Source organism: Franconibacter sp. IITDAS19 (assembly GCF_023079515.1).
GTDB classification, from domain to species: domain Bacteria; phylum Pseudomonadota; class Gammaproteobacteria; order Enterobacterales; family Enterobacteriaceae; genus Franconibacter; species Franconibacter pulveris.
This window is the reverse complement of sequence record NZ_JALJCP010000005.1, coordinates 65,646-89,651: the sequence shown is the minus strand read 5'-3', so window position 1 is coordinate 89,651 and position 24,006 is coordinate 65,646. Positions and strand designations below refer to the sequence as shown.

The following is a 24,006-nucleotide window of genomic DNA, read 5'->3' as shown; positions in this document are numbered from 1 at the left end:
GGATGGTGTCTATGGCAAGGAAAACAGGGTTGTTACTGGTTACTACGGGTACTGCTACTAAAAATGTCAGGTGGCGTGTCGGGCCTGTGGACCTGCGCCACTTCACGAAGCTGTCGCATACGTTGCTTATGCTTCTCGTTTAAAACCGCTTGCTGCTCGGGCGTTAACAGGCGGAACATCTGGTTTCGCACCTTCGCCATTTCAACCTGGCGGACGACCTGTTCCTGCGCCATCTTTTCTGCCTGAGCGCGCACAGCGTTTTCATCAAAATTTTCTGCGGTCACCAGCCTGTGCATGGTGTCCATTTCACTAACATTAACAGGGGGCTGCTCGTGCCTCGCCTGCTGCATCAGGTCCCGCATTTGCTGACGCTGTTGCTCTGTCAGGTTGATGCCGTCAAACATATGGCTCTGCACACTATTACGTTGTGAAAGCGCTTCAGCCGGATGCCAGTTATCGCCGTTTACGACTTCAGCAGCCTGGCTGGCCAAGGCACCTAACGCCAGTGTTGAGGCCATGACGGCAGTAGTAACTTTGCGCATCACTGACTCCTGAAAAACTTGTGTGCTGCGATTCCACGAAAATGAGTCTACGATTTGGGCTGCAAACAAGCGTCAGGGGGTGTAAAACAACGTAAAGTCATGGATTAGCGAGCCTTGATGACGTAATTTCTGCCTCGGAGGTACTTAACAATGAATAAAATTTTGTTAGTTGATGATGACCGCGAGCTGACTTCCCTGTTAAAGGAATTGCTCGACATGGAAGGCTTTAACGTACTCGTTGCCCATGACGGGGAGCAGGCGCTCGACCTCCTGGATGACAGCATTGACCTGCTTTTGCTTGACGTAATGATGCCGAAGAAAAATGGTATCGATACGCTTAAAGAATTGCGCCAGACTCACCAGACTCCCGTTATTATGCTCACCGCCCGAGGCAGCGAGCTGGACCGCGTGCTGGGCCTTGAACTCGGCGCCGATGACTATCTCCCTAAACCGTTTAATGACCGCGAACTGGTCGCACGCATCCGCGCTATTTTGCGCCGCTCGCACTGGAGCGAGCAGCAGCAAAACAGCGACAGCGGCTCGCCGACGCTGGAAGTTGACGCGTTAAGCCTCAATCCTGGACGCCAGGAAGCGAGTTTCGACGGCCAGACCCTGGAGCTGACCGGCACCGAATTTACCCTGCTCTACCTGCTGGCTCAGCATTTGGGCCAGGTGGTTTCGCGCGAACATTTAAGCCAGGAAGTGCTTGGCAAGCGCCTGACGCCGTTCGACCGCGCCATTGATATGCATATCTCCAACCTGCGCCGCAAATTGCCGGATCGCAAAGATGGTCATCCCTGGTTTAAAACCTTGCGCGGTCGCGGCTACCTGATGGTGGCGACTTCATGATAGGCAGCCTTACCGCCCGCATCTTCGCCATTTTCTGGTTAACGCTGGCGCTGGTATTGATGCTGGTATTGATGCTGCCAAAGCTGGACACCCGTCAGATGACGGAACTGCTGGAAAGCGAACAGCGTCAGGGCGTAATGATTGAGCAGCATGTTGAAGCCGAGCTGGAAAACGACCCGCCGAACGATCTGATGTGGTGGCGCCGTCTTTTTCGCGCCATCGATAAATGGGCGCCGCCGGGGCAGCGCCTGTTGCTGGTGACCAGCGAAGGTCGCGTTATCGGCGCAGAACGCAATGAAATGCAGATAATTCGCAACTTTATTGGTCAGTCTGATAACGCCGATCACCCGCAAAAGAAAAAATATGGCCGCGTTGAGCTGGTTGGGCCGTTTTCGGTGCGCGATGGCGAAGATAACTATCAGCTTTACCTCATTCGCCCGGCAAGCAGTTCGCAATCTGACTTTATTAATCTGCTGTTCGACAGACCGTTGCTGCTGCTTATCGTGACGATGCTGGTGAGCGCGCCGCTGCTGTTATGGCTCGCCTGGAGCCTGGCACGCCCGGCCCGCAAGCTTAAAAACGCAGCCGACGAAGTAGCCCGCGGCAACCTGCGGCAGCATCCGGAGCTCGAAGCAGGCCCGCAGGAATTTATCGCTGCGGGGGCCAGCTTTAACCAGATGGTCACGGCGCTGGAGCGCATGATGACGACCCAACAGCGCCTGCTTTCCGATATCTCGCACGAACTGCGTACGCCGCTCACGCGCCTGCAGCTTGGCACCGCCCTGTTGCGCCGTCGCAGCGGCGAAAGCAAAGAGCTGGAGCGCATAGAGACCGAAGCCCAGCGGCTCGACAGCATGATTAACGATCTGCTGGTGATGTCGCGTAATCAGCAGAAGAACGCGCTGGTTAGCGAAACCATGAAGGCGAATCAGCTCTGGAATGAAGTGCTTGATAATGCGGCGTTTGAAGCTGAACAGATGGGTAAAACGTTTGAAGTGACCTATCCGCCAGGACCCTGGCCGCTTTATGGCAACCCAAACGCGCTGGAAAGCGCGCTGGAAAATATTGTCCGCAACGCGCTGCGCTACTCGCACACCAAGATTGCCGTGGCGTTTTCGGTAGATAAACAGGGCATCACCATTAACGTTGACGATGACGGCCCTGGCGTCAGCCCCGAAGACAGAGAGCAAATCTTCCGGCCGTTCTACCGTACCGATGAGGCGCGCGACCGTGAATCTGGCGGTACCGGGCTGGGTCTGGCGATTGTCGAAACGGCGATTCAGCAGCATCGCGGCTGGGTGAAAGCGGACGACAGCCCGCTTGGCGGCTTGCGTCTGACGCTCTGGCTGCCGCTCTACCAACGATCCTGAGACGCGGCTCCCTCGCAAAGCCGGGAGGGAGCCATCAGTCTTTGCCTTTGAAGAAAGTGGTGCCGGCGCGTGTGTCTCCCATCCGCCAATTCTGTTATTCTGCGCCCCTCGTAAAGGGGAGTTGTATGCTGAATATCGTCTTGTTTGAACCTGAAATCCCACCTAATACCGGCAACATTATCCGCCTGTGCGCCAATACCGGCTTTCGGTTGCATATTATTGAGCCGATGGGGTTTACCTGGGATGACAAACGCCTGCGCCGCGCCGGACTGGACTATCATGAATTTACCGCCGTCACCCGCCATCACGATTATGCCGCGTTTCTCGAAGCGGAAAAGCCGCAGCGCCTGTTTGCCTTAACAACCAAGGGCACCCCTGCGCATAGCGCGGTGAGCTATCAGGCAGGCGATTATCTGCTGTTTGGTCCGGAAACACGCGGGCTCCCCGCAACGATTCTCGACGCGCTGCCGAAAGAGCAAAAAATTCGCATTCCGATGATGCCGGACAGCCGCAGCATGAATCTGTCGAATTCGGTTTCGGTAGTAGTCTATGAAGCGTGGCGTCAGATGGGTTATCCGGGCGCGGTTTTACGCAGCTAGCCGATAAAGATGAGCGCCTTTTCTTTCAGGCGCTCAGAACTGAATTTTAAATACCGTCGCCGTATTCAAAACCGTGGTTGATGCCATTGAAATGCTGATCCATATCCATGGACGGTTTATCGCTTTCCGGTTTACCCACAATACGCGCCGGCACGCCTGCCGCCGTGGTGTGGGGTGGAACAGGTTGCAGCACGACTGAACCTGCGCCGATTTTCGCGCCGCGGCCCACCTCGATATTACCGAGAATTTTCGCGCCTGCGCCAATCATTACCCCTTCGCGGATTTTCGGATGGCGATCGCCGGTGGTTTTACCCGTACCGCCGAGCGTGACGGATTGCAGAATGGAGACATCATCTTCCACTACCGCCGTTTCGCCGATCACAATGCCTGTCGCGTGGTCGAGCATGATGCCGCGGCCAATTTTCGCTGCGGGGTGGATATCCACCTGGAAAGAAACCGATACCTGGTTTTGCAGGAAAATCGCCAGCGCCTGGCGTCCCTGGTTCCACAACCAGTGGCCGATGCGGTAAGCCTGAAGGGCGTGAAAGCCTTTAAGATAAAGCAGCGGCGTTGAGTATTTATCTACCGCCGGATCGCGAGTGCGGACAGCCTGAATATCACAGGCGGCGGAGGCGATCATTTCCGGGTCGGCGGCATACGCTTCTTCCACCACTTCACGAATGGCGATAGCAGGCATAATGGGCGAAGCCAGTTTGTTGGCGAGCATGTAGCTCAGGGCGCTGCCGAGATTTTCATGCTTGAGCAAGGTAGCATGATAGAAACTGGCCAACATCGGCTCACAGTCAGCAAGCGCACGCGCTTCGGCTTTGATGTTATTCCAGACCAGACCCAGTTCTTCACACGGCATTGCTTTCTCCAGACAAACAAACGGCGGCCGGTAAGCTATGTTACCGGCGCGCTTTATAATTACGGACGTTCCGTCAGTGACTGCTTCGCTCATCCTTGCGCGCACGACCCAGCAGCGTTAATGCTGCCTCGCGAGCATTTTTTCCGCAATACAATACCTGATAAATTTCCTCGGTTATTGGCATTTCGACGCCATAGCGGGCCGCCAGTTCACGCACCTCTTTGGTATTGCGATAACCTTCGACCACCTGACCGATCTGCGCCTGCGCGCCTTGCACGTCCATCCCCTGGCCGAGCATCATGCCGAAACGGCGGTTGCGTGACTGGTTGTCGGTACAGGTCAGCACCAGGTCGCCCAGACCAGCCATACCCATAAAGGTGCTCGGGTCTGCGCCTAACGCCTCGCCCAGACGGGTCATTTCCGCCAGACCGCGCGTAATAAGCGCCGTGCGCGCATTCGCCCCAAAGCCGATGCCGTCAGACATCCCGGCGCCGATAGCGATGACGTTCTTCACCGCGCCGCCCAATTGCACGCCGATAAAATCGGTGTTGATGTAAACGCGGAAGCTTTTACCGCAGTGCAGCAGCTCTTGCAGATCGTTTGCAAAAGCGTCATCGGTAGAAGCGAGAGAAATGGCGGTTGGCAACCCTGCGGCCAGCTCCTTCGCAAAGGTCGGCCCGGAAATCACCGCCAGCGGAATGTCGTCGCCGAGCGCTTCGCGTGCGACATCCTGCAACAGACGCCCTGTTTCCGCTTCCAGCCCTTTAGTTGCCCATACCAGACGGGCATCCGGGCGCATCAGCGGTTTTATCTGACGCAGAACCTGATCAAAGACATGGCTTGGCACCACCACCAGAATATTGCGGCTGGCGGCCAGCGCGGCGGCCAGGTCGCTTTCAGGATGGAGCGTATCAGGAAAAGGCACATCAGGGAGGAAAGCCGCGTTGCAGCGCTCTGCCTGCAGCGTAGCGATGTGATCCGGGTTATGGCCCCACAGCACAACGTGGTGGCCGTTCCTCGCCAGGGTGATGGCGAGAGCGGTGCCGTACGAGCCGGCACCGATCACTGTCATTGACGCATTAATGGTGTTCATCAGGCATCCTGATGGTCTTGCGCACCTTCGCCAGCCTGCTGCTGTAAATAATTCATGAACAGCGCATCGAAGTTAACCGGCGCGAGGTTCAGCTGCGGGAAAGTGCCGCGGGAAACGAGGTTGGTGATGCACTCGCGGGCGTACGGGAACAGGATGTTCGGGCAGTAGGCACCGAGGCAATGCGCCATCTGCGTACCTTCAATGCCGCCTACGGAGAAGATGCCCGCCTGCTGCACTTCACACAGGAAAGCGGTTTCTTCGCCAAGCGTAGCCGTTACCGTGACGCGCAGCACCACTTCAAACACATCGTCAGCCAGCTGGCTGGAAGCGGTATCCAGATCCAGTTTGACTTCCGGCTGCCAGTCTTTCTGAAACACGTGCGGGGCATTGGGTGCTTCAAAAGAGATATCCTTGGTGTAAACACGTTGAATCTGAAAGGTCATTTCAGTGTTGTTTTGTTCTGACATGAGTGAACCCTTTTACGTTATGTCCTTAAAATTGCCGTCACGGCTAAAACGCATCAGCGCAGAAGCGGATCGAGTCCACCACGTGCGTCCAGTGCATACAAGTCATCGCAGCCGCCGATGTGCTGCGCGTCAATAAAAATTTGTGGCACGGTAGTGCGCCCGCTGCGCTTAATCATCTCTTCGCGCTTTGCGGCATCGCCATCAATAGGCAACTCGATAAAAGTCACTCCCTTGCTGGTCAGCAGCGCCTTTGCACGGTGGCAGTAAGGACAGGTGGCTTTGGTGTACATTTCAATGTTGGCCATGACGTTACCTCTTGTAAGTTATTTACCACGCACCAGCGGCAGATTTTCGCCGCTCCAGCCCGCTACGCCCTCTTTCAGCACGTAGACCTGCTCGAAGCCTGCTTTGTTCAGCAACGAAGCGGATTCCTGGGCCGCCATTCCGCTAGCGTCAGTGACGATAATCGGTTTAGCTTTATGCTTTTCCAGTTCGCCAACGTTGCCGGCTTTAATCTCGTTCGGCAGCACATTAACGGCGCCGGAGATGTGCCCTTTGCGGAAGTCGTCGCGCTGGCGAATATCCACCACCACAGCATCTTCTTTATTGATTAAACGTGTGGCTTCACCACGGGTGATGACCTTCACTTTGGAGGTCAGCCCTTTGAAAGTGGTGTAAATCACCGCCGCCAGTAACGCAATCCACGCGATACTAAGTATGGGGTGACGGCTAACGAATTGCATAATTTCTTGCATGGGGGGTACGGACTCCCGATGTGAGTGAAAAAAAAATCAGGTGAGGAGTATACCTGCGCGTTGTGGCAATTACAGCCAGTGGAAGAGAGGTTCTGCGTTTTCTGCGGCGCGTTACGAAAAAAATGGCAAAAAGCGCCGAAAAGCGCTCGCCGACCGGCCCTTTTCTTTGATCTCCTGCGGCTATCTGGCGCGTTGCGGTGTAGTAAAGTTACGCCAATTTTTGTCTTTAGCGTATGAGGTTGTCACAATGTCGGGTTCTAAAAAACCAATGGTGCTGGTGATTCTGGATGGCTACGGCTACCGTGAAGATCAGCAGGATAACGCTATTTTTAACGCCAAAACGCCGGTGATGGACGCGTTGTGGGCCACTCGCCCGCATACGCTTATCGACGCCTCCGGGCTGGAAGTGGGCTTGCCGGACCGCCAGATGGGCAACTCTGAAGTCGGTCACGTTAATCTCGGGGCGGGCCGCATCGTTTATCAGGATTTAACCCGTCTCGACGTTGAAATTAAAGAACGTACTTTCTTCAGCAACCCGGTGCTGACCGGTGCGGTGGATAAAGCTGTCGCCGCAGGCAAAGCGGTGCATATTATGGGTCTGCTCTCGGCAGGCGGCGTGCACAGCCATGAAGATCATATTATGGCGATGGCGGAGCTTGCCGCCGCGCGCGGCGCAGAGAAAATTTTCCTGCACGCCTTCCTGGACGGACGCGATACGCCGCCGCGCAGCGCTGAATCCTCCCTGAAAGCGTTTGAAGCGAAATTCGCCTCGCTGGGCAAAGGTCGCGTAGCGACGATTATTGGTCGTTACTTTGCAATGGATCGCGATAATCGCTGGGAGCGCGTTGAGCTGGCGTATGACCTGCTGACTCAGGCGCAGGGCGAGTATCAGGCGGAAAGCGCGGTGGCGGGACTGGCGGCGGCTTACGCCCGCGACGAAAACGACGAATTTGTTAAACCAACCGTCATCCGCAAAGCAGGCGATTGCGATTCCGCCATGGAAGATGGTGATGCGCTGATTTTCATGAACTTCCGCGCCGACCGCGCCCGCCAAATCACCCGTGCGTTTGTAAACGCTAACTTCGACGGTTTCGCCCGTAAAAAAGTGGTTAAATTCAGCGAGTTTGTCATGCTCACCGAGTACGCAGCGGATATCAAAACCGCCTGCGCCTATCCTCCCGCTTCCCTTGCCAATACCTTTGGCGAATGGATGGCTAAGCATAACAAAACGCAGTTGCGTATCTCTGAAACGGAAAAATATGCGCACGTTACTTTCTTCTTTAACGGCGGCGTGGAAGAACCGTTCCCGGGCGAAGATCGCACGCTGATTAATTCACCGAAAGTCGCCACCTATGACCTGCAACCGGAAATGAGCTCCGCAGAGCTGACTGAAAAGCTGGTCGCGGCCATCAAGAGCGGCAACTACGACGCCATCATCTGTAACTACCCGAACGGCGACATGGTCGGGCATACCGGCGTATTCGACGCCGCCGTGCAGGCCGTAGAAGCGCTGGACCGCTGCATCGCGCAGGTGACTGACGCTGTCAGCTCCGCAGGTGGCCAGTTGCTAATTACTGCTGACCACGGCAATGCCGAGCAGATGCGCGACCCGTCTACCGGCCAGGCGCATACGGCGCACACAAACCTGCCGGTGCCGCTGATTTACGTTGGCGATAAGCACTTGAAAGCAGTGGAAGGCGGTAAGCTTTCCGATATCGCGCCGACCATGCTCGCCCTGATGGGTATGGAAATCCCGCAAGAGATGACTGGCAAGCCGCTGTTCATCGTGGAATAATCCCTCCCCATGAGGGGAAAGGCGATTTTTTCAATAACATGGGCCGCACAGCCGAAACGGCATTCGCTGCGGTCTCTGATCTACGCCAGCGCGCTCAGCGCTGGCGTATTGTTATGTCCGCTTTCCGCCCACGCGGATGACCGCGATCAACTTAAATCCATTCAGCAGGATATCGCCGCCAAAGAGCGCGCGGTACGCCAGCAGCAGCAGCAACGCGCTAAGCTGCTCGCCCAGTTAAAAGAGCAGGAGCAGGCGATTGCCGCCGCAGCCCGCAAACTGCGTGAAACGCAAAGCACCCTGACGCAGCTCAATCGCCAGATTGACGAGATGAACGCCTCCATAGCGAAACTCGAACAGCAAAAAGCCTCGCAGGAACGCAACCTGGCGGCCCAGCTTGACGCTTCGTTCCGTCAGGGCCAGCACAGCGGTTTACAGATGATCCTGAGCGGTGAGGAGAGCCAGCGCGGTCAGCGGCTGCAGGCCTATTTCGGCTACCTTAACGAGGCGCGTCAGGAGACTATCGCGCAGCTAAAGCAAACCCGCGAAGAGGTCGCCTCGCAAAAAGCGGAGCTGGAAGAGAAGCAGACCCAGCAGCAAACGCTGCTTTATGAGCAGCAGGCGCAGCAGGCGAAGCTTGAACAGGCGCGCAACGAGCGTAAAAAGACGCTGTCAGGGCTGGAGTCTTCTATACAGCAGGGTCAGGCGCAGCTGAGCGAATTGCGACAGAACGAATCGCGCCTGCGCGATCGCCTCGCCCGCGCTGAAGCGGCGGCCCGCGCCCGGGCAGAAAAAGAGGCGCGCGAAGCAGAACAGGTGCGAAGCCGCCAGCAAGAAGCCTCCCGTAAAGGCACGACCTACAAGCCCTCTGAAAGCGAGCGCTCACTTATGGCGCGTACGGGCGGTCTCGGCTCCCCCAATGGCCAGGCGTTCTGGCCGGTTCGCGGCCCGTTGCTGCATCGCTATGGCGAACAGTTACAGGGTGAGCTACGGTGGAAGGGTATCGTTATTGGCGCGTCGGAAGGCACGGAAGTGAAAGCTGTGGCGGACGGGCGCGTTATCCTTGCCGACTGGCTTCAGGGCTACGGCCTGGTGGTCGTGGTGGAGCACGGCAAAGGCGATATGAGCCTTTATGGCTATAACCAGAGCGCGCTGGTGAGCGTGGGCGCCCAGGTGCGCGCCGGCCAGCCTATCGCGCTGGTCGGTAGCAGCGGCGGTCAGGGCCGACCTTCGCTCTATTTTGAAATTCGTCGCCAGGGTCAGGCAGTCAATCCACAACCGTGGTTGGGAAGATAAGTTTTGCTTTATTTGCGTCGTCTCGTTGTTGCTTTTGCCAGTACGCTGGCGCTCGTCGCTCCGGTTTACGCCGGTAAACTCGCCCTCGTTATCGATGACTTCGGTTATCGTCCCCATAATGAAAATCAGGTTCTGGCGCTGCCGCCTGCCGTTTCCGTCGCCGTCTTACCGAACGCGCCCCATGCCCGTGAAATGGCGACCAAAGCGCATAACGACGGCCACGAAGTATTAATTCATCTGCCCATGGCGCCGCTCAGCAAGCAGCCGCTGGAAAAAGATACGCTGCGCCCCGAAATGAGCAGCGATGAGATCGACCGCATCGTCCGGGAGGCGGTAAATAAAGTGCCCTATGCGGTGGGAATGAACAACCATATGGGCAGCGCGATGACCTCCAGCCTCTTTGGCATGCAGAAAGTGATGCAGGCGCTGGGGCGCTATAACCTTTACTTTCTCGACAGCATGACCATTGGCAACAGCCAGTCGATGCGCGCCGCCGCAGGCACGGGCGTGAAAGTCATCAAACGCAAGGTCTTTCTCGACGATTCGCAAAACGAGGCGGATATTCGCTTTCAGTTTAACCGGGCGATAGCCGTTGCCCGGCGCAGCGGCTCGGCCATTGCTATCGGGCATCCGCACCCGACTACCGTGCGGGTGCTGCAACAAATGGTTTATAACCTGCCGCCGGACATCACGCTGGTGCGCCCGAGCAGCCTGCTTAATGAGCCGCAGACGGATACATCAACGCCTAATCTCACGCCCCCTGGCCAGTCCGCGCCGAGAAACCCTTTCCGCGGCGTGAAGTTATGCAAGCCTAAGCATCCGCCAGAGCCGATTTATGCCACGCGCTTCTTTAGCGTGATTAGCGAAAGCGTCAGCCAGAGCAGTGTAGTGGCTTATTTCCGACACCAGTGGCAAGGCTGGGGACAAATTAAAGCAAATTAAAAAAAGACCAGCTTATGCTGGTCTTTTTTTTAGCGAATAAATTGAGAATCGGAAGCCGTTTTTACCCTGGCGCTTTTTTTATCGTGCGCGTACCAGGCTTTGAAATATTTAAGAAAACTGTAAAAAGTCGCATACAGCCCGGTCACCAGGCCAACTTTCCCTTCGCGCCACGCGCCGCTAAACAGATACCATTTAAAAAAGGCGCCGATAGCGCTTATCACCCCGCGCCAGAGCGAAGGTTTAACATATTTATATTTTACCAGTCGGCTGGTATAGCCGTTTAGCTTGTTAAAAACTTCATGGATAGAGTAAAACGTGTCGTGGCGAACATAACCGGGTATTTTCACGGTCTCAATATTTCCTTCCACTTTATCATCCACCGGGCGATCGTTAAAACGCGCCTGACGCCGGTTAAAGAGGCGTACGGGATAATCGGGAGACGATACAGGATATATCGTTTTTACCGGTTGGCCTAATACATGCCAGTAACGGGAAATACGCCAGGCTTTATCAGGCGCAGGCGTTTCACCTGCCTTAAGCGCGAGAATGAAATCCACGGTCTCCCGGTCAAGAATTTCATCGCTATCCATACACAACACCCAGTCATTCTTAGCAAGATCAATAGCGTAATTCATTTGCTGACCATGCATGGCGTAAGGATGCGTATGGGGCGAGATGTCATATTCCCGACATATTTCTACCGTTTCATCAGTGCTGCCGGAGTCAAGCACTACGATTTCATCAGCAACGATTATTAAAGGAGGCAATACCTCACGCAATAAGCGGGCTGAATTATGAGTGAGCAGACAGACGGATAGCTTAAACATAGTTTTAACAAAGTTAAACAAAGCCTGAACAGACTATATTAAGCAATTTCCTAAAAAGCGATGCTGATTTTGTGCGATTACGGATGGGTTGTGATAGGGGTCATAATTAACGATCAAAAAGCGCCCGCAGGCGCTTTGTCATAATAATTACTTATTCCAGTTAAGGATTACCTTACCCGATTGTCCGGAGCGCATCGCATCGAAGCCTTTCTGGAAATCATCAATGGAATAGTGATGGGTGATAATCGGCGTCAGGTCGAGACCGGACTGGATCAGCGCCGCCATCTTGTACCAGGTTTCAAACATCTCGCGTCCATAGATGCCTTTGATGAAAAGTCCCTTAAAGATGACCTTATTCCAGTCGATAGCCATATCCGAAGGCGGAATGCCCAGCATGGCGATACGACCGCCGTGGTTCATGGTATCCAGCATTGTACGAAACGCTGGCGGCGCGCCAGACATTTCAAGGCCCACGTCGAACCCTTCGGTCATGCCCAGTTCATCCATCACATCTTTCAGGTTTTCCCGAGAGACGTTTACCGCCCGCGTTACGCCCATCTTGCGGGCCAGCTCAAGGCGATAGTCATTCACATCCGTGATGACAACATGGCGCGCGCCAACGTGCTTCGCGACAGCGGCAGCCATGATGCCAATCGGGCCTGCGCCAGACACCAGCACATCCTCGCCCACCAGGTCAAAGGAAAGCGCAGTATGCACCGCGTTGCCGAACGGGTCGAAAATCGACGCCAGGTCGTCAGAAATGTTGTCCGGGATCTTGAACGCATTAAAAGCCGGAATCACCAGATATTCAGCAAAGCAGCCCGGGCGGTTTACGCCTACACCCACGGTGTTGCGACACAGATGCGTGCGCCCGCCGCGACAGTTACGGCAATGGCCGCAGGTAATATGCCCTTCGCCGGAAACGCGGTCGCCAATTTCGAAGCCTCTTACTTCCTGGCCGATGCCGACCACTTCACCGACATATTCATGCCCCACCACCATCGGCACCGGAATGGTCTTCTGCGACCACTCATCCCAGTTATAGATATGCACATCGGTGCCGCAGATAGCGGTTTTACGGATTTTGATCAGCAGATCGTTATGACCCATCTCCGGCTTCGGCGCATCGGTCATCCAGATGCCTTCTTCCGCTTTCAGTTTCGCTAATGCTTTCATCTCACATCCTCAGGCAATCACGCCAAGCTGTTTACCGATGCGGGTGAAAGCTTCCACCGCGCGCTCAATCTGTTCCGGCGAATGCGCCGCCGACATCTGGGTGCGAATACGCGCCTGCCCTTTCGGCACAACCGGATAGAAGAAACCGGTCACGTAAATGCCCTCTTTTTGCAGTTCGCGGGCGAAGTTTTGCGCCACGACCGCATCACCGAGCATCACCGGAATAATGGCGTGGTCGGCGCCCGCCAGCGTGAAACCCGCCGCGGTCATTTTTTCGCGGAACAGGCGCGCATTAGCCCACAGGCGCTCGCGCAGTTCCGCGCCGGATTCCAGCATCTCCAGCACCTTGATGGAGGCGGCGACGATAGCGGGAGCGAGCGAGTTAGAAAACAGATAAGGGCGAGAACGCTGGCGCAGCCACTCCACCACCTCTTTACGCGCAGCGGTATAGCCGCCGGATGCGCCGCCCAGCGCCTTGCCGAGCGTCCCGGTGATAATGTCCACGCGGCCCATCACGTCGCAGTATTCATGCGTGCCACGGCCATTCGCGCCGACAAAACCCACCGCGTGGGAGTCATCGACCATCACCAGCGCGTCATATTTATCCGCCAGATCGCACACGCCTTTCAGGTTGGCGATAACGCCGTCCATGGAAAAAACGCCGTCAGTTGCGATAAGAATATGGCGAGCACCCGCTTCGCGCGCCTCTTTCAGGCGTGCCTCCAGCTCCTGCATATCGTTGTTGGCGTAACGGTAACGCTTCGCCTTGCACAGGCGCACGCCGTCAATAATGGAGGCGTGGTTCAGCGCATCCGAAATGATGGCGTCTTCCGCGCCGAGCAGTGTCTCAAATAGCCCGCCGTTGGCGTCGAAGCAGGAAGAGTAAAGAATGGCGTCTTCCATACCGAGGAACGCAGCCAGTTTGTTTTCCAGCTGCTTGTGACTGTCCTGCGTGCCGCAGATAAAGCGCACGGAAGCCATGCCGAAACCGTGCGTATCCATGCCCTGCTTCGCAGCGTCGATAAGCGCCGGATGGTTGGCGAGGCCAAGATAGTTATTGGCGCAGAAGTTAATAACATGGCTGCCATCCGCCACCGTGATATCTGCCTGTTGGGCAGAAGTAATGATGCGTTCTTCTTTAAACAACCCTTCCGAGCGGGCGTTTTCCAGCTCGGTAGTTAACTGTTGGTAAAAATTCCCTCGCATTGCGATTCTCCAGGCAGGGGCCAATTCGGCACATATTATTACCCAAAGCTTCCCAAACAGACGAGACGACGATTCAGGGATTCTCCGTTTTGCAGCATAAATCACGCTTGGCGTCGCATCGCGGCGGCGGATAAAACAGGGGATGGCTGAAGGGCACCCGATGTGATGGTATGATTAGAACCATTCATGCCGGAGATTGCGCCCGGCTCACTTTTGAAGGACAGGATTATGATCATTGTTACCGGCGGCGCCGGCTTTATCGGCAGCAACATTATCAAGGCCCTGAATGATATCGGCCGTACCGACATCCTGGTGGTCGACAACCTGAAAGATGGCACCAAGTTTGCGAACCTGGTGGATCTGAATATCGAAGACTACATGGATAAAGAAGACTTCCTGATTCAGGTCATGGCAGGCGAAGAGTTCGGCGACATCGACGCCGTTTTCCATGAAGGCGCCTGCTCCTCCACCACCGAGTGGGACGGCAAGTACATGATGGATAACAACTATCAGTACTCCAAAGAGCTTCTCCACTACTGCCTGGAGCGTCAGATCCCTTTCCTGTACGCCTCTTCCGCCGCGACTTACGGCGGTCGCACCAGCGATTTCAAAGAATCCCGCGAGTTTGAACAGCCGCTCAACGTTTACGGCTATTCCAAATTCCTTTTCGACGAATATGTGCGCAAAATCCTGCCGGAAGCGGATTCACAAATCGTAGGTTTCCGCTATTTCAACGTCTACGGACCACGTGAAAACCACAAAGGCAGCATGGCGAGCGTGGCGTATCATCTGAACACCCAGCTGAACGCCGGTGAAAATCCGAAATTGTTTGAAGGCAGCGACAACTTTAAGCGCGATTTCATCTACGTAGGCGACGTCGCCGCTGTGAACCTCTGGTTCTGGCAGAACGGCGTATCCGGCATTTTTAACTGCGGCACCGGCCGTGCGGAATCTTTCCAGGCGGTGGCGGACGCCACGCTCGCTTTCCATAAGAAAGGCAGCATTGAGTACATCCCGTTCCCGGATAAGCTGAAAGGGCGCTACCAGGCGTTCACGCAGGCGGACCTGACCAACCTGCGCGCTGCGGGCTATGACAAGCCGTTTAAAACCGTTGCCGAAGGGGTAACGGAATATATGGCCTGGCTGAACCGCGATGCATAAGCAGGTTAATGCATGAAGATACTGGTGATCGGCCCGTCATGGGTGGGCGACATGATGATGTCGCAAAGTCTTTACCGCACGCTCCGGGCGCGCTATCCCCAGGCGATAATCGATGTGATGGCACCCGCGTGGTGCCGTCCGCTTTTATCGCGTATGCCGGAAGTCAACGACGCGATCCCGATGCCGCTCGGCCACGGCGCGCTGGCGCTGGCGGAAAGACGCAAGCTAGGTCAAAGCCTGCGCGAGCGGCGTTACGACCGCGCTTATGTGCTTCCTAACTCCTTTAAATCCGCCCTTGTGCCCTTTTTTGCCGGTATCCCTCAGCGCACCGGCTGGCGTGGCGAAATGCGCTACGGCCTGCTGAACGATGTGCGCGTACTTGATAAACAAGCCTGGCCGCTGATGGTGGAGCGCTACGTGGCGCTGGCTTATGACAAAGGCGTGATGCAGTCGGCGAAAGATCTGCCGCAGCCGTTGCTGTGGCCGCAGCTTCAGGTAAACGAAGGCGAGAAGGCGCAAACCTGCGCCGCGTTTTCGCTTTCTGCCGAGCGCGCCATTATCGGTTTTTGTCCGGGCGCGGAGTTCGGGCCGGCCAAGCGCTGGCCGCATTATCACTATGCGGAACTGGCGAAGCAGTTGATTGACGAGGGGTATCAGGTGGTGCTGTTCGGCTCCGCGAAAGACCACGAAGCGGGTAATGAAATCCTCGCCTCGTTAAGCGTCGAACAGCAGGCCTGGTGCCGCAACCTGGCGGGCGAGACCCAGCTTGAGCAGGCCGTGGTGCTGATTGCCGCCTGCAAAGCGGTGGTGACGAACGACTCGGGTTTGATGCACGTCGCGGCGGCCCTGAACCGCCCGCTAGTGGCGCTTTACGGCCCCAGCAGCCCTGATTTTACGCCGCCGCTGTCGCACAAGGCGAAGGTCATTCGCCTGATCACTGGCTATCACAAAGTGCGCAAAGGCGAGGCAGCGGAAGGTTATCACCAGAGCCTGATCGATATTACCCCTGCCCGCGTGCTTGAAGCGCTAAACGCGCTGCTGCTGGACGAGGAAGCCTGACGGATGCGGGTGCTTATCGTTAAAACGTCTTCGATGGGCGATGTGCTGCACACGCTGCCTGCGCTGACGGACGCCATGCGCGCTATTCCCGGCATCCGTTTCGACTGGGTGGTGGAAGAAGGCTTTGCGCAAATTCCCGCCTGGCATGCGGCGGTAGAGCGTGTTTTGCCGGTGGCTATTCGCCGCTGGCGCAAAGACTGGTTTTCCGCGCCGGTAAAAGCCGAGCGTCGCGCGTTTCGCGAAGCGCTGCAGGCGGTGCATTACGATGCGGTTATCGACGCCCAGGGGCTTATCAAAAGCGCCGCGCTGGTGACGCGTCTGGCCCATGGCGTCAAGCATGGCATGGACTGGTGCAGCGCGCGCGAGCCGCTCGCGAGCCTTTTTTACCGCAAGCGACATCCTGTTGAAAAACAGCAGCACGCCGTTGAGCGCACGCGAGAGCTGTTCGCCAAAAGCCTGGGGTATGCGAAACCGCAAACCAAAGGCGATTACGCCATCGCTCAGCATTTTTTACATCATTTGCCTGCCGATGCAGGCCGTTATGTGGTGTTTTTACATGCCACCACGCGCGACGATAAACACTGGCCGGAGAGCCACTGGCGGCAACTGATTGCGCTGATGGCGCCGACAGGGCTGCGCATCAAGCTGCCGTGGGGCGCGCCGCATGAGGAAGCGCGGGCCAGGCGCCTGGCCGACGGCGCAAGTCTGGTCGAGGTGCTGCCGCGCATGAGCCTTGAGCAAATTGCTCACGTGCTGGCGGGCGCTCGCGCAGTGGTTTCCGTTGATACAGGGTTAAGCCATCTGACCGCCGCGCTGGACAGGCCTAACGTCACGCTGTACGGCCCGACTGACCCCGGGCTGATTGGCGGCTACGGGCAAAACCAGCACACCTGCAAGCCTGAGCACTCTCAACAACTCAACGATCTGAGCGCGGAGGCGGTTTTCGCCGCCGTTGCGCCATTGCTTGGCAACAAGCCTTTTGAATCCGGTGATGTCCATGGCTGAATTTTTTACCCCCGAGCGCCCGCCACGTCGGGTGCTGATTATTAAGCTGCGCCACCATGGCGATGTCCTGTTGACCTCGCCGATGTTCACCGTGCTGAAAAAAGCGTGGCCGGACGTAGAAGTGGATGCGCTGGTTTATGACGACACGCAGGCGATGCTCACCAGTCACCCTTATATCGACCAGGTGCATACCATCGGGCGCAACTGGCGCAAGCAGGGCTATTTTAAACAGTTCAGCCTTTATCGCGGCCTGGTGAAAACGCTGAAAGCGCGCGAGTATGACGTGCTGATTAACCTTACTGAACACTGGCACGGCGCACGGCTCGCACGCCGTCTCAAACCGCGTATTTCGGTGGGCTTTCGTCCCGACAAGCGCACCGGCCTGGCGCGCTGGCGATGGGTCAACGCCTTTACCACGCTTTACCCGGCGATACAGGACAACACCCGTCATATGGTGGAGGTCAACCTCGACGCGCTGCGCCGTATCGGCATTCATCCTGCCACCAGCGACGACAAGCGCACGCTGTTTGTGCCGGGTGAGGAAGCGGAAGCGTTTGTTCAGGAGCGCCTGAAAGCGTTCGGCCTGACCAGCGGGACGTATATTCTTGTTCATCCCACTTCGCGCTGGATGTTTAAATCCTGGGATATCAAAAGTCTTGCGGCCACGGTGGACGCGCTTGCCAGCCGGGGGCTGCCGGTTATTCTCTCTGCCGCGCCATCGCGTGAAGAGACGGAGTATATGGATAAACTGCGCGCTGCGATTACCCAGCCGGTGTTCGATCTCAGCGGCAAACTGAACCTTAAGCAGCTTGGCGCGCTAATGAAGCACGCCCGCGTTTATTTCGGCGTCGATTCGATGCCAATGCACCTGGCAAGCGCCGTAGGTACGCCGACGGTCGCCATTTTCGGCCCTACCGGGGCGATTAAATGGGCGCCCTGGGGCGTACCGCATCGCGTTATTACGGCTGGCTTTACCTGCCAGCCGTGCGGCAAAGATGGTTGCGGCGGCAGCGGCGTTTCCGACTGCATCATGGCCATTACGCCGCAGCAGGTGCTGAGCGCTATCGATACCCTGCTGCTGGAAAGCAAACCATGAAGCTTGCAATCGTTCGCCAGACCTACAACCCCAACGGCGGGGCCGAGCGTTTTGTTTCGCGCGCGCTGAACGTGCTGTCGCAAAGCGGCGAGCTGGACGTCACGTTAATAGCCCGCCAGTGGGAAGATGCCGCAGGCTGGCAGACGCTGACCGTAAATCCGCCGTTTCGCAATCGCCAGTCGCGTGAAGAGGGATTTGCCCGCGAAGCGGCGAAGCGCTTTTCGCAATTCGACATAGTGCAAAGCCACGAACGCATTCCGGGCGCCACTCTCTTTCGCGCCGGCGACGGCGTACATGCCGCCTGGCTTGAACAATACAGCCGTATCCTTTCGCCGCTGCGCCGCTGGGCGCAGGCCTTCAGCGCTTACCACCGCTACATTTTGCAGGCGGAGCGTGAGATGTTTACTCATCCGCAGTTGCGCAAGGTTATCTGTAATTCCAGGCTGGTGCGGGACGATATCGCTCGTCGCTTTGGGCTGGGCGCTGAAAAGCTTACGGTAATTTATAACGGCGTCGACACCGCCGCTTTTCACCCGGACGTGCAACGTTTTTCGCAGCGTGAAACCTGGGGAATACCGGCGCAGGCGCCCGTGCTGGCTTATGTTGGCTCCGGTTTCACCCGTAAAGGGGTCGCCGTGGCGCTCAAGGCTATCGCCGCGCATCCGTCCGTCTGGCTGGTCGTTGCGGGCCGCGACAAACATGCGAAGCGTTTTGAGGCGCTGGCGGCGAAACTTGGCGTGGCGGAGCGGGTAAAATTTCTCGGCCCGGTCGCCGACGTTAAGCAGGTCTATGGCAGCGCCGATGCGCTCATTCTGCCCACGCTTTACGATCCCTTTCCGAACGTTTGCGTGGAAGCGCTGGCCTGCGGGCTGCCGCTGCTGACCAGTACCCAGTGCGGCGCGGCGGAATGGATTGAAGAAGGCAAAAACGGCTGGGTGCGCGATGCGCTGGATGTAGACGGCTATCGCGAGGCTATCTCGCTTTGGCTGGCGGGCCGCGCACGCGGCGAAAATTATCGCCAGGCGGCGCGCCATACCGCCGAGCCTTTTACGCTCGACCGCATGGCGCAGGAGTTAAACGCGCTGTACCGCGAACTGCTGAGCTAGTTTATCGCGCCTGTCCCGCGCGGCAGGCGTTGGTAAAGACGTTTTCCATCGCATCCAGCATGCATTCACGGGTAAGGTGGCGGCACAGGAAATCATATCCCTGCTGCGCAAACTGTTTACGCAGCGCGCCGTCGTTATAGAGCCGTACAATCGCCGCCATTAGCGCATCCGCATTACGCTGAGGGATCAGCAAGCCCGTTTCGTTATTCTTAATCGCATCGCCCGTGCCGCCGGCATCGGTGGCGATAGTCGCCACGCGTGACGCGAGCGACTGCAATACGCCCTGCGGCACCCCTTCCATATCGTGCGAAGGGCTCAGCGCAATATCAAAGGCCGGAAACCACTGCTCCGGGTCGCTGCGATGGCCCGCCATGACGACGCGCTCCTGCAACCCAAGCGCCGCTATCTCTTGCTCCAGCGTTTCGCGGTGCGGGCCTTCGCCGACAATAGCAAGCTTAATACGCGGGTTATCGATTTTCGCCAGCGCCTGCAGCAACACGCTGTGCCCTTTGTTAGGCCGCAGATGAGACACCACGCCCAGCCAGAAATCATCGACGCTCAACCCGCAGTGACGGCGCGCTTCGGTTTTATCGCCAGGCTTAAAGCGCGCCGTGTCCACACCGCTTGGCACCGAGGTGCTGTGCTCGAGCGGCACGCCGATATCAACCAACTGATAGCGCAACGCTTCGCCCGTGGTCACGACATGTGTGCAGGCGGTGCCAAACAGCCAACGGGTGCCGCGGTTGTTGCGCGGTTTGCCGGAGGCGTGGCGCGTACGCACCAGCGGCACAGCCCGGGGCAAGAAAAGGTTCGCCAGCGCCACAAGCCAGGTATCCGCCGAATTATGGCTATTAATAACGTCCACCTGATGGCTGTTAAGCCAGCGGCGCAAGGTCAGCAGGTTGCTGATATTTTTACGTTTCAGCGGCAGGTTAACCACCGTGAGACCCGCTTTGCGAGCAAGCTCACTGAGCGGCGCCTCTTCCGGACACAGCAGCGTCACCTGATGGCCACGCTCCACCATGCCGAGCGATTCATTGATGATGCGCAGAGGCTGGCCGCCCTTTCCGCCATCTGCCTCTGTATGAACGATATGCATAGCTTTTATTCCTTCGCGAACCCGTCTGAAAAGGCGGAATTATAGCGTTTGCTTTATAAGACGTTACAAACTTTATTCTTCTGTAGAGGGGGCAATTATGGTAATTTGCCGGGCGTTTTCATCTTTATTCTTAGACCCAGCTTAGCATTCAGCTGCTTTACTGATTGTTCTTTCCAGCAAATTACAAGCGTACATTTTAGCTTTATAAATTTTATGATGAATATTCGTAAGTCTTTGGCGGGTTTGTTGCTTTTTTGCGTTATGGGGCTCTGTTTTGTCTGGCCGATTCCTAACGACCTCCTGCTTTTTCACCGCAACGGCTTTATTTATCCCGCCATTTTGCTGGCGCTGGGCTTATTTATCCGCACGCCTCAGATTCGCGCAATGATTAATGAGCGTCAGGCTCGCCCGGCGCTGTTGATTTTGCTCTTATTGACGCTATTTATTCTTATCAACGGTTTTATTTTTGCGCCAGACATCAAAGAGATGCTGGATTCCTGGGACGGCCAGTGGCTGCGCCCGGTGCTGCTTTTTTGCTGCGGATTTGTGCTGGCGCCCGTTATTCAGTCCCAGTTTCCTTCGATTACGGCTGATCGTCTGTTTACCGCGATTGTGCTCTGCTTCTGGGGAGTCATCTGCGTTCATCTGCTGGATACCGCCTGGCTCTACTGGCGTGACGGGATTATTCACTGGGGCGAAACCCGCATTGTTTTTAACCGCACGCGGATGAGCTTCCAGATCAACATGATAACCGGCTTTCTGATTGCAGAACTGCTGGCTCGCGCCTTGATTCACCAGCGTTTTCTGACCCTGAAAACGCCTTTCCTGGCCTTTATGCTGCTGGCGAACCTGGTGTGTACCGCGCTGGTCGATACCCGCTGGGGCACGATTGGCCTGGTCGGTAGCCTGTTCTCCACTTTTATCCTGCTGGGGCTGCACAGAATGCGCCGCGGCAACATTTTGAAAATAGCCTCTATTTTCCTGGTGCTGCTGGTTGCCGCTATCGCCCTGGGCATCGCCTCATGGAAAACGGACCCACGCTGGCAAAGCCTTAGAAGCGATGCCGAAACGGGCTGGAACGCGCCTTTTACCAGCTACTGCTATAACGTTAATGGCGGCGCTATCCCGCTTAATGCGGAAGGACAACCAATGAACCATTCCAATGGGTGTCGCGCCAGCTTCTTCCATCGGGGTTGGGAGATTGTGGCAGAACACCCCTTTGGCATTGGCCCGCGTAAAGAAGCGTTCCGCTTCATCTTACGCCGTGACCTTCAGACCGATAAAGTCACCATTCCGCATAGCCATTATGGCCTGATTGAATTCGGGTTACAGAACGGCGTGCTGGGCATTGCGGGCTGGCTGGCGCTGCTTGTGGCATGCTGGTATATCGGCTGGCGGCATTACCGTCACGGCAAGACCATGCCAGGACTGTTTTTACTGCTCTTCACTATCGGTTTCTTCTCGCGCACCATGGTTGACCATAACCTGAAGGACCATTATCTGGAGCAGTATATGATGCTGACGGGTCTGCTCATCGGCATCTGTTGTCTTCGTTCTCGCGACTCCCATACGCAAAACGGCTCTTAATCCCCTTCACGGATAGCCAGCTTTTCTTTCTTCCCTTGCAGTCAGAAAAGCTGGCGCGCGAACTCTGCTTAAGCGTTGCGGTCCAACCGCCATTCAGTCAAACTGACGCATTTTTCGCACGGCCCGGTTTTTACGGAGAAAGTATGTCTGACACCCCTCTTCTGAGTCTCGTTATCGCGGTATATAACGGCGAGAAGTTCCTGAGCGCGTTTTTTGAAAGTATTAAAAACCAGCATCTCAACAGCGTTGAACTGATTGTCGTTGATGATGGCTCGACGGACCGTTCCGCGGAAATCATTGGCCGCTATGCCAGTGAGTTTGCGCGTTTTCGCGTAGTGACTCAGGAAAATCAGGGCGTGTCAGTGGCGCGCAACAGTGGACTGGCGCTGGCGAACGGCGAATATCTTGCTTTCCCTGATATTGATGATGTGATTTACCCGGGCATGTACAACCGGCTGCTGGAAATCGCCACGCAGAACCGTCTTGATGTAGCGACCTGCAATGGCACCTATATCTATGACGACGGTCGCCCGGCCAAAAAGATATTCCCGTCCGACCGCCTGGCTTCAACCGGGGTGATTGATGGCCCAACCTGGCTGCAGATGGCGCTGGATTCCCGCAAATTCCTGCACGTTACCTGGCTTAATATTTATCGGCATGATTTTATCAAACGCCAGGGTTTTACGTTCGAACCGGGTTTGCGGCACCAGGATATCCCCTGGACGACAGAAGTCTTACTTACCGCCGAGCGGGTGCAATATATTGACGAAGCGCTGTATGACTATTTGATTCACTCCGCGTCGGTCTCGCATACCCCCGGCACCGATGACACACGTATGCGTTCCGCACGTCACTACATGAAGATTCTGGAGCTGCTTAACGCCATTAATGAGCGCTACCCGGAACAGGTAAAACGCGTCCCGGCCTGCCACTGGCAAATCGCTAAAGAGGGCCTGGGCATTCTGCACAGCATCAACAATATCGAAAATCCGGATAAGAAGCGCGAAATTACCCGCGAACTGTTTGAGCGGGGGATCTGGGAGATGATTTGGCGTAACGCGCGCGGCTTTAAGCAGCGCTGGCGTCTGGGTCGTCGTTATTTTCGTCTTAAGAAGATTTATAAAGCCTCATGATGAAGAAAATTAAACTGCACGCTGTCTCGCGCGCCGATTTTATCGCAAAGAATTATGCCGACTTTCAGGCGTTGCTTGACGCTCGCGTTAACCCGGACACCATTCCAGAACGCTTTTATTGCGGCGGGCGCGGCGGCTGGACCTTTCAGACGGCGTTGACCCTCAATCATTACTATCCGGATCTGATTGAATGTTCGTTCGGCGCGCAGTGCCGTCCCGACGCCATTAACCTGATGCACAACGACGATTTTGGCTCCCGCGTTAAGCCCTGGAAAGGGGTAACGGTAGTCGCACGCGCCGATCGGCCGCCGATTATTGGTGCAGACTACGTCGTTGAGCAGAATCCGGAAGTGGCAGGCCATGGCAACCGACTCTTCGTGCCTTACTGGCCACAGCCGGGTGTACAGCCGCGCGAGCGCACCGATAACACCGTACGTACCGTCGCCTACTTTGGCCGCGTGGATAGCTTCCCGCCGGAATATGCCAGCGAGGAGTTTAAACAGCGTCTGGCGGCTGAAGGCATTGACCTGCGTATCTCTTTCAATAACTGGACCGACTATCGCGACGTGGATGTTTGCGTGAGTTTCCGCAAATCCCACGATCACAAGCTTGCACGCAAACCCGCCAGCAAATTGATTAACGGCTGGCTAGGCAAAACGGTCATGGTCTGTGATGACGAGCCCTCTTTTCGCGCTATTCGTGAAAGCGAACTCGATTACTTAATTGCGAAAAATCCGGACGAAGCCTTCGCCGCGATTATGCGTCTGAAAAATGACCCGACGCTGTTTCGCAGCATGCTGGAGCAGGGAGAAAAACGGCTGCAGGTTTACTCGCGTGAAGCGGTTGCCGCACGCTGGTTCGCTCTTTTTGAATCTATCTGGCAAAAGGGGCTGCACCAACGCCCCGCTGCCGTCCGCGCGCTGCGCTTTGGTTTCGGCAAAGCGATCCGTCCGCTTACCCGAAAAATGTAATGGTTTA

At 56.2% G+C, this 24,006-nt stretch carries 24 protein-coding genes; 14 read left to right on the top strand and 10 right to left on the bottom strand.

Translation table 11 applies throughout. The features are described 5' to 3' along the window. Positions 1 to 32 precede the first annotated feature (32 nt). Positions 33 to 542 carry a cell-envelope stress modulator CpxP gene (cpxP, locus tag MT962_RS14860; protein WP_024557898.1) on the bottom strand — a complete coding sequence of 170 codons (510 nt, stop codon included), beginning with the start codon at positions 540 to 542 and terminating at the stop codon, positions 33 to 35. A 150-nt stretch (positions 543 to 692) separates the two neighbouring features. Here cpxP and cpxR point away from each other — a divergent pair, with 150 nt between their 5' ends. The 3 genes from cpxR (at position 693) to trmL (ending at position 3,360) form a co-directional block, all read left to right on the top strand. Beyond that, positions 693 to 1,391, top strand: coding sequence for an envelope stress response regulator transcription factor CpxR (gene cpxR / locus MT962_RS14855; RefSeq protein ID WP_024557897.1), 699 nt, complete (start codon positions 693 to 695; stop codon positions 1,389 to 1,391). Then, the gene (gene cpxA, locus MT962_RS14850; RefSeq protein WP_024557896.1) at positions 1,388 to 2,761 is read left to right on the top strand and encodes an envelope stress sensor histidine kinase CpxA; all 1,374 of its coding nucleotides are present in this window, start codon (positions 1,388 to 1,390) and stop codon (positions 2,759 to 2,761) included. Before cpxR ends, cpxA begins: the two co-directional genes overlap by 4 nt. 125 nt (positions 2,762 to 2,886) lie before the next feature. Next, on the top strand, positions 2,887 to 3,360 hold the full coding sequence (gene trmL, locus MT962_RS14845) for a tRNA (uridine(34)/cytosine(34)/5-carboxymethylaminomethyluridine(34)-2'-O)-methyltransferase TrmL (RefSeq protein ID WP_024557895.1): 474 nt from the start codon (positions 2,887 to 2,889) through the stop codon (positions 3,358 to 3,360). 46 nt (positions 3,361 to 3,406) lie between these two features. On the opposite strand, the gene cysE is transcribed toward trmL, so the two are convergent. The 5 genes from cysE to MT962_RS14820 all read right to left on the bottom strand — a co-directional run bounded on the left by cysE (position 3,407) and on the right by MT962_RS14820 (position 6,543). Then, entirely contained in the window at positions 3,407 to 4,228 is an 822-nt protein-coding gene (gene cysE / locus MT962_RS14840) for a serine O-acetyltransferase (RefSeq protein ID WP_024557894.1), read from the bottom strand. A 73-nt stretch (positions 4,229 to 4,301) separates the two neighbouring features. Continuing rightward, on the bottom strand, positions 4,302 to 5,321 hold the full coding sequence (gpsA, locus tag MT962_RS14835; RefSeq protein ID WP_024557893.1) for an NAD(P)H-dependent glycerol-3-phosphate dehydrogenase: 1,020 nt from the start codon (positions 5,319 to 5,321) through the stop codon (positions 4,302 to 4,304). Then, entirely contained in the window at positions 5,321 to 5,788 is a 468-nt protein-coding gene (gene secB / locus MT962_RS14830; protein WP_024557892.1) for a protein-export chaperone SecB, read from the bottom strand. Before secB ends, gpsA begins: the two co-directional genes overlap by 1 nt. Positions 5,789 to 5,841: 53 nt before the next feature. Further along, entirely contained in the window at positions 5,842 to 6,093 is a 252-nt protein-coding gene (grxC, locus tag MT962_RS14825; protein ID WP_024557891.1) for a glutaredoxin 3, read from the bottom strand. Between the two features lie 18 nt (positions 6,094 to 6,111). Continuing rightward, on the bottom strand, positions 6,112 to 6,543 hold the full coding sequence (locus MT962_RS14820) for a rhodanese-like domain-containing protein (protein WP_024557890.1): 432 nt from the start codon (positions 6,541 to 6,543) through the stop codon (positions 6,112 to 6,114). Between the two features lie 247 nt (positions 6,544 to 6,790). Here MT962_RS14820 and gpmM point away from each other — a divergent pair, with 247 nt between their 5' ends. From gpmM to MT962_RS14805, 3 genes are read left to right on the top strand one after another with little or no spacing between them, the layout of a single operon-like run. Further along, entirely contained in the window at positions 6,791 to 8,338 is a 1,548-nt protein-coding gene (gpmM, locus tag MT962_RS14815) for a 2,3-bisphosphoglycerate-independent phosphoglycerate mutase (RefSeq protein WP_024557889.1), read from the top strand. A 33-nt stretch (positions 8,339 to 8,371) separates the two neighbouring features. Next, complete coding sequence (gene envC / locus MT962_RS14810) at positions 8,372 to 9,631, top strand: murein hydrolase activator EnvC (RefSeq protein WP_229701862.1); 1,260 nt, start codon at positions 8,372 to 8,374, stop codon at positions 9,629 to 9,631. A gap of 3 nt (positions 9,632 to 9,634) precedes the next feature. After that, the gene (locus MT962_RS14805; RefSeq protein ID WP_247365964.1) at positions 9,635 to 10,573 is read left to right on the top strand and encodes a divergent polysaccharide deacetylase family protein; all 939 of its coding nucleotides are present in this window, start codon (positions 9,635 to 9,637) and stop codon (positions 10,571 to 10,573) included. Positions 10,574 to 10,602: 29 nt separating this feature from the next. On the opposite strand, the gene MT962_RS14800 is transcribed toward MT962_RS14805, so the two are convergent. The 3 genes from MT962_RS14800 to kbl form a co-directional block, all read right to left on the bottom strand. Continuing rightward, positions 10,603 to 11,400, bottom strand: a complete 798-nt coding sequence (locus tag MT962_RS14800) for a glycosyltransferase family 2 protein (RefSeq protein ID WP_048888733.1) — start codon at positions 11,398 to 11,400, stop codon at positions 10,603 to 10,605. A gap of 147 nt (positions 11,401 to 11,547) precedes the next feature. Beyond that, complete coding sequence (gene tdh, locus MT962_RS14795; protein ID WP_024557885.1) at positions 11,548 to 12,576, bottom strand: L-threonine 3-dehydrogenase; 1,029 nt, start codon at positions 12,574 to 12,576, stop codon at positions 11,548 to 11,550. 9 nt (positions 12,577 to 12,585) lie between these two features. Continuing rightward, entirely contained in the window at positions 12,586 to 13,782 is a 1,197-nt protein-coding gene (gene kbl / locus MT962_RS14790) for a glycine C-acetyltransferase (protein WP_024560057.1), read from the bottom strand. A 228-nt stretch (positions 13,783 to 14,010) separates the two neighbouring features. On the opposite strand from kbl, the gene rfaD reads away from it, so the two are divergent. The 5 genes from rfaD to MT962_RS14765 are packed head-to-tail and all read left to right on the top strand — an operon-like array spanning position 14,011 to position 19,209. Then, the gene (gene rfaD / locus MT962_RS14785) at positions 14,011 to 14,943 is read left to right on the top strand and encodes an ADP-glyceromanno-heptose 6-epimerase (RefSeq protein WP_024551577.1); all 933 of its coding nucleotides are present in this window, start codon (positions 14,011 to 14,013) and stop codon (positions 14,941 to 14,943) included. Between the two features lie 12 nt (positions 14,944 to 14,955). Continuing rightward, the gene (rfaF, locus tag MT962_RS14780) at positions 14,956 to 16,002 is read left to right on the top strand and encodes an ADP-heptose--LPS heptosyltransferase RfaF (protein ID WP_024557883.1); all 1,047 of its coding nucleotides are present in this window, start codon (positions 14,956 to 14,958) and stop codon (positions 16,000 to 16,002) included. 3 nt (positions 16,003 to 16,005) lie between these two features. Then, positions 16,006 to 17,007: a lipopolysaccharide heptosyltransferase RfaC gene (rfaC, locus tag MT962_RS14775; RefSeq protein ID WP_247365961.1), complete on the top strand. Its 1,002-nt coding sequence runs from the start codon at positions 16,006 to 16,008 to the stop codon at positions 17,005 to 17,007. After that, positions 17,000 to 18,103 (top strand): putative lipopolysaccharide heptosyltransferase III, encoded by a 1,104-nt coding sequence (rfaQ, locus tag MT962_RS14770; RefSeq protein WP_188724069.1) that lies wholly within the window; start codon positions 17,000 to 17,002, stop codon positions 18,101 to 18,103. Before rfaC ends, rfaQ begins: the two co-directional genes overlap by 8 nt. Continuing rightward, complete coding sequence (locus MT962_RS14765; protein ID WP_247365959.1) at positions 18,100 to 19,209, top strand: glycosyltransferase family 4 protein; 1,110 nt, start codon at positions 18,100 to 18,102, stop codon at positions 19,207 to 19,209. The genes rfaQ and MT962_RS14765 overlap by 4 nt, the downstream gene beginning before the upstream one ends. 1 nt (position 19,210) lies before the next feature. On the opposite strand, the gene MT962_RS14760 is transcribed toward MT962_RS14765, so the two are convergent. Beyond that, positions 19,211 to 20,308 (bottom strand): glycosyltransferase family 4 protein, encoded by a 1,098-nt coding sequence (locus MT962_RS14760; protein ID WP_247365958.1) that lies wholly within the window; start codon positions 20,306 to 20,308, stop codon positions 19,211 to 19,213. 261 nt (positions 20,309 to 20,569) lie between these two features. Here MT962_RS14760 and MT962_RS14755 point away from each other — a divergent pair, with 261 nt between their 5' ends. The 3 genes from MT962_RS14755 (at position 20,570) to MT962_RS14745 (ending at position 23,999) form a co-directional block, all read left to right on the top strand. Further along, positions 20,570 to 21,895 carry an O-antigen ligase family protein gene (locus tag MT962_RS14755; RefSeq protein ID WP_051373958.1) on the top strand — a complete coding sequence of 442 codons (1,326 nt, stop codon included), beginning with the start codon at positions 20,570 to 20,572 and terminating at the stop codon, positions 21,893 to 21,895. 143 nt (positions 21,896 to 22,038) lie between these two features. After that, positions 22,039 to 23,028, top strand: a complete 990-nt coding sequence (locus tag MT962_RS14750; RefSeq protein ID WP_024557877.1) for a glycosyltransferase — start codon at positions 22,039 to 22,041, stop codon at positions 23,026 to 23,028. Next, positions 23,028 to 23,999 (top strand): hypothetical protein, encoded by a 972-nt coding sequence (locus MT962_RS14745; RefSeq protein WP_024557876.1) that lies wholly within the window; start codon positions 23,028 to 23,030, stop codon positions 23,997 to 23,999. Before MT962_RS14750 ends, MT962_RS14745 begins: the two co-directional genes overlap by 1 nt. The last annotated feature ends 7 nt before the right edge of the window (positions 24,000 to 24,006 follow it).

Excerpts from the sequence above, each read along its gene's own strand:
- MT962_RS14755 (WP_051373958.1), top strand. The coding sequence starts at position 20,570 with ATGGGGCTCTGTTTTGTCTGGCCGATTCCTAACGACCTCCTGCTTTTT.
- rfaF (WP_024557883.1), top strand. The coding sequence starts at position 14,956 with ATGAAGATACTGGTGATCGGCCCGTCATGGGTGGGCGACATGATGATG.
- kbl (WP_024560057.1), bottom strand. The coding sequence starts at position 13,782 with ATGCGAGGGAATTTTTACCAACAGTTAACTACCGAGCTGGAAAACGCC.
- cysE (WP_024557894.1), bottom strand. The coding sequence starts at position 4,228 with ATGCCGTGTGAAGAACTGGGTCTGGTCTGGAATAACATCAAAGCCGAA.
- rfaC (WP_247365961.1), top strand. The coding sequence starts at position 16,006 with ATGCGGGTGCTTATCGTTAAAACGTCTTCGATGGGCGATGTGCTGCAC.
- trmL (WP_024557895.1), top strand. The coding sequence starts at position 2,887 with ATGCTGAATATCGTCTTGTTTGAACCTGAAATCCCACCTAATACCGGC.
- rfaQ (WP_188724069.1), top strand. The coding sequence starts at position 17,000 with ATGGCTGAATTTTTTACCCCCGAGCGCCCGCCACGTCGGGTGCTGATT.
- MT962_RS14750 (WP_024557877.1), top strand. The coding sequence starts at position 22,039 with ATGTCTGACACCCCTCTTCTGAGTCTCGTTATCGCGGTATATAACGGC.
- MT962_RS14765 (WP_247365959.1), top strand. The coding sequence starts at position 18,100 with ATGAAGCTTGCAATCGTTCGCCAGACCTACAACCCCAACGGCGGGGCC.
- MT962_RS14760 (WP_247365958.1), bottom strand. The coding sequence starts at position 20,308 with ATGCATATCGTTCATACAGAGGCAGATGGCGGAAAGGGCGGCCAGCCT.
- cpxR (WP_024557897.1), top strand. The coding sequence starts at position 693 with ATGAATAAAATTTTGTTAGTTGATGATGACCGCGAGCTGACTTCCCTG.
- cpxP (WP_024557898.1), bottom strand. The coding sequence starts at position 542 with ATGCGCAAAGTTACTACTGCCGTCATGGCCTCAACACTGGCGTTAGGT.
- MT962_RS14820 (WP_024557890.1), bottom strand. The coding sequence starts at position 6,543 with ATGCAAGAAATTATGCAATTCGTTAGCCGTCACCCCATACTTAGTATC.
- MT962_RS14745 (WP_024557876.1), top strand. The coding sequence starts at position 23,028 with ATGAAGAAAATTAAACTGCACGCTGTCTCGCGCGCCGATTTTATCGCA.
- rfaD (WP_024551577.1), top strand. The coding sequence starts at position 14,011 with ATGATCATTGTTACCGGCGGCGCCGGCTTTATCGGCAGCAACATTATC.
- secB (WP_024557892.1), bottom strand. The coding sequence starts at position 5,788 with ATGTCAGAACAAAACAACACTGAAATGACCTTTCAGATTCAACGTGTT.
- tdh (WP_024557885.1), bottom strand. The coding sequence starts at position 12,576 with ATGAAAGCATTAGCGAAACTGAAAGCGGAAGAAGGCATCTGGATGACC.
- gpsA (WP_024557893.1), bottom strand. The coding sequence starts at position 5,321 with ATGAACACCATTAATGCGTCAATGACAGTGATCGGTGCCGGCTCGTAC.
- grxC (WP_024557891.1), bottom strand. The coding sequence starts at position 6,093 with ATGGCCAACATTGAAATGTACACCAAAGCCACCTGTCCTTACTGCCAC.
- cpxA (WP_024557896.1), top strand. The coding sequence starts at position 1,388 with ATGATAGGCAGCCTTACCGCCCGCATCTTCGCCATTTTCTGGTTAACG.
- MT962_RS14800 (WP_048888733.1), bottom strand. The coding sequence starts at position 11,400 with ATGTTTAAGCTATCCGTCTGTCTGCTCACTCATAATTCAGCCCGCTTA.
- gpmM (WP_024557889.1), top strand. The coding sequence starts at position 6,791 with ATGTCGGGTTCTAAAAAACCAATGGTGCTGGTGATTCTGGATGGCTAC.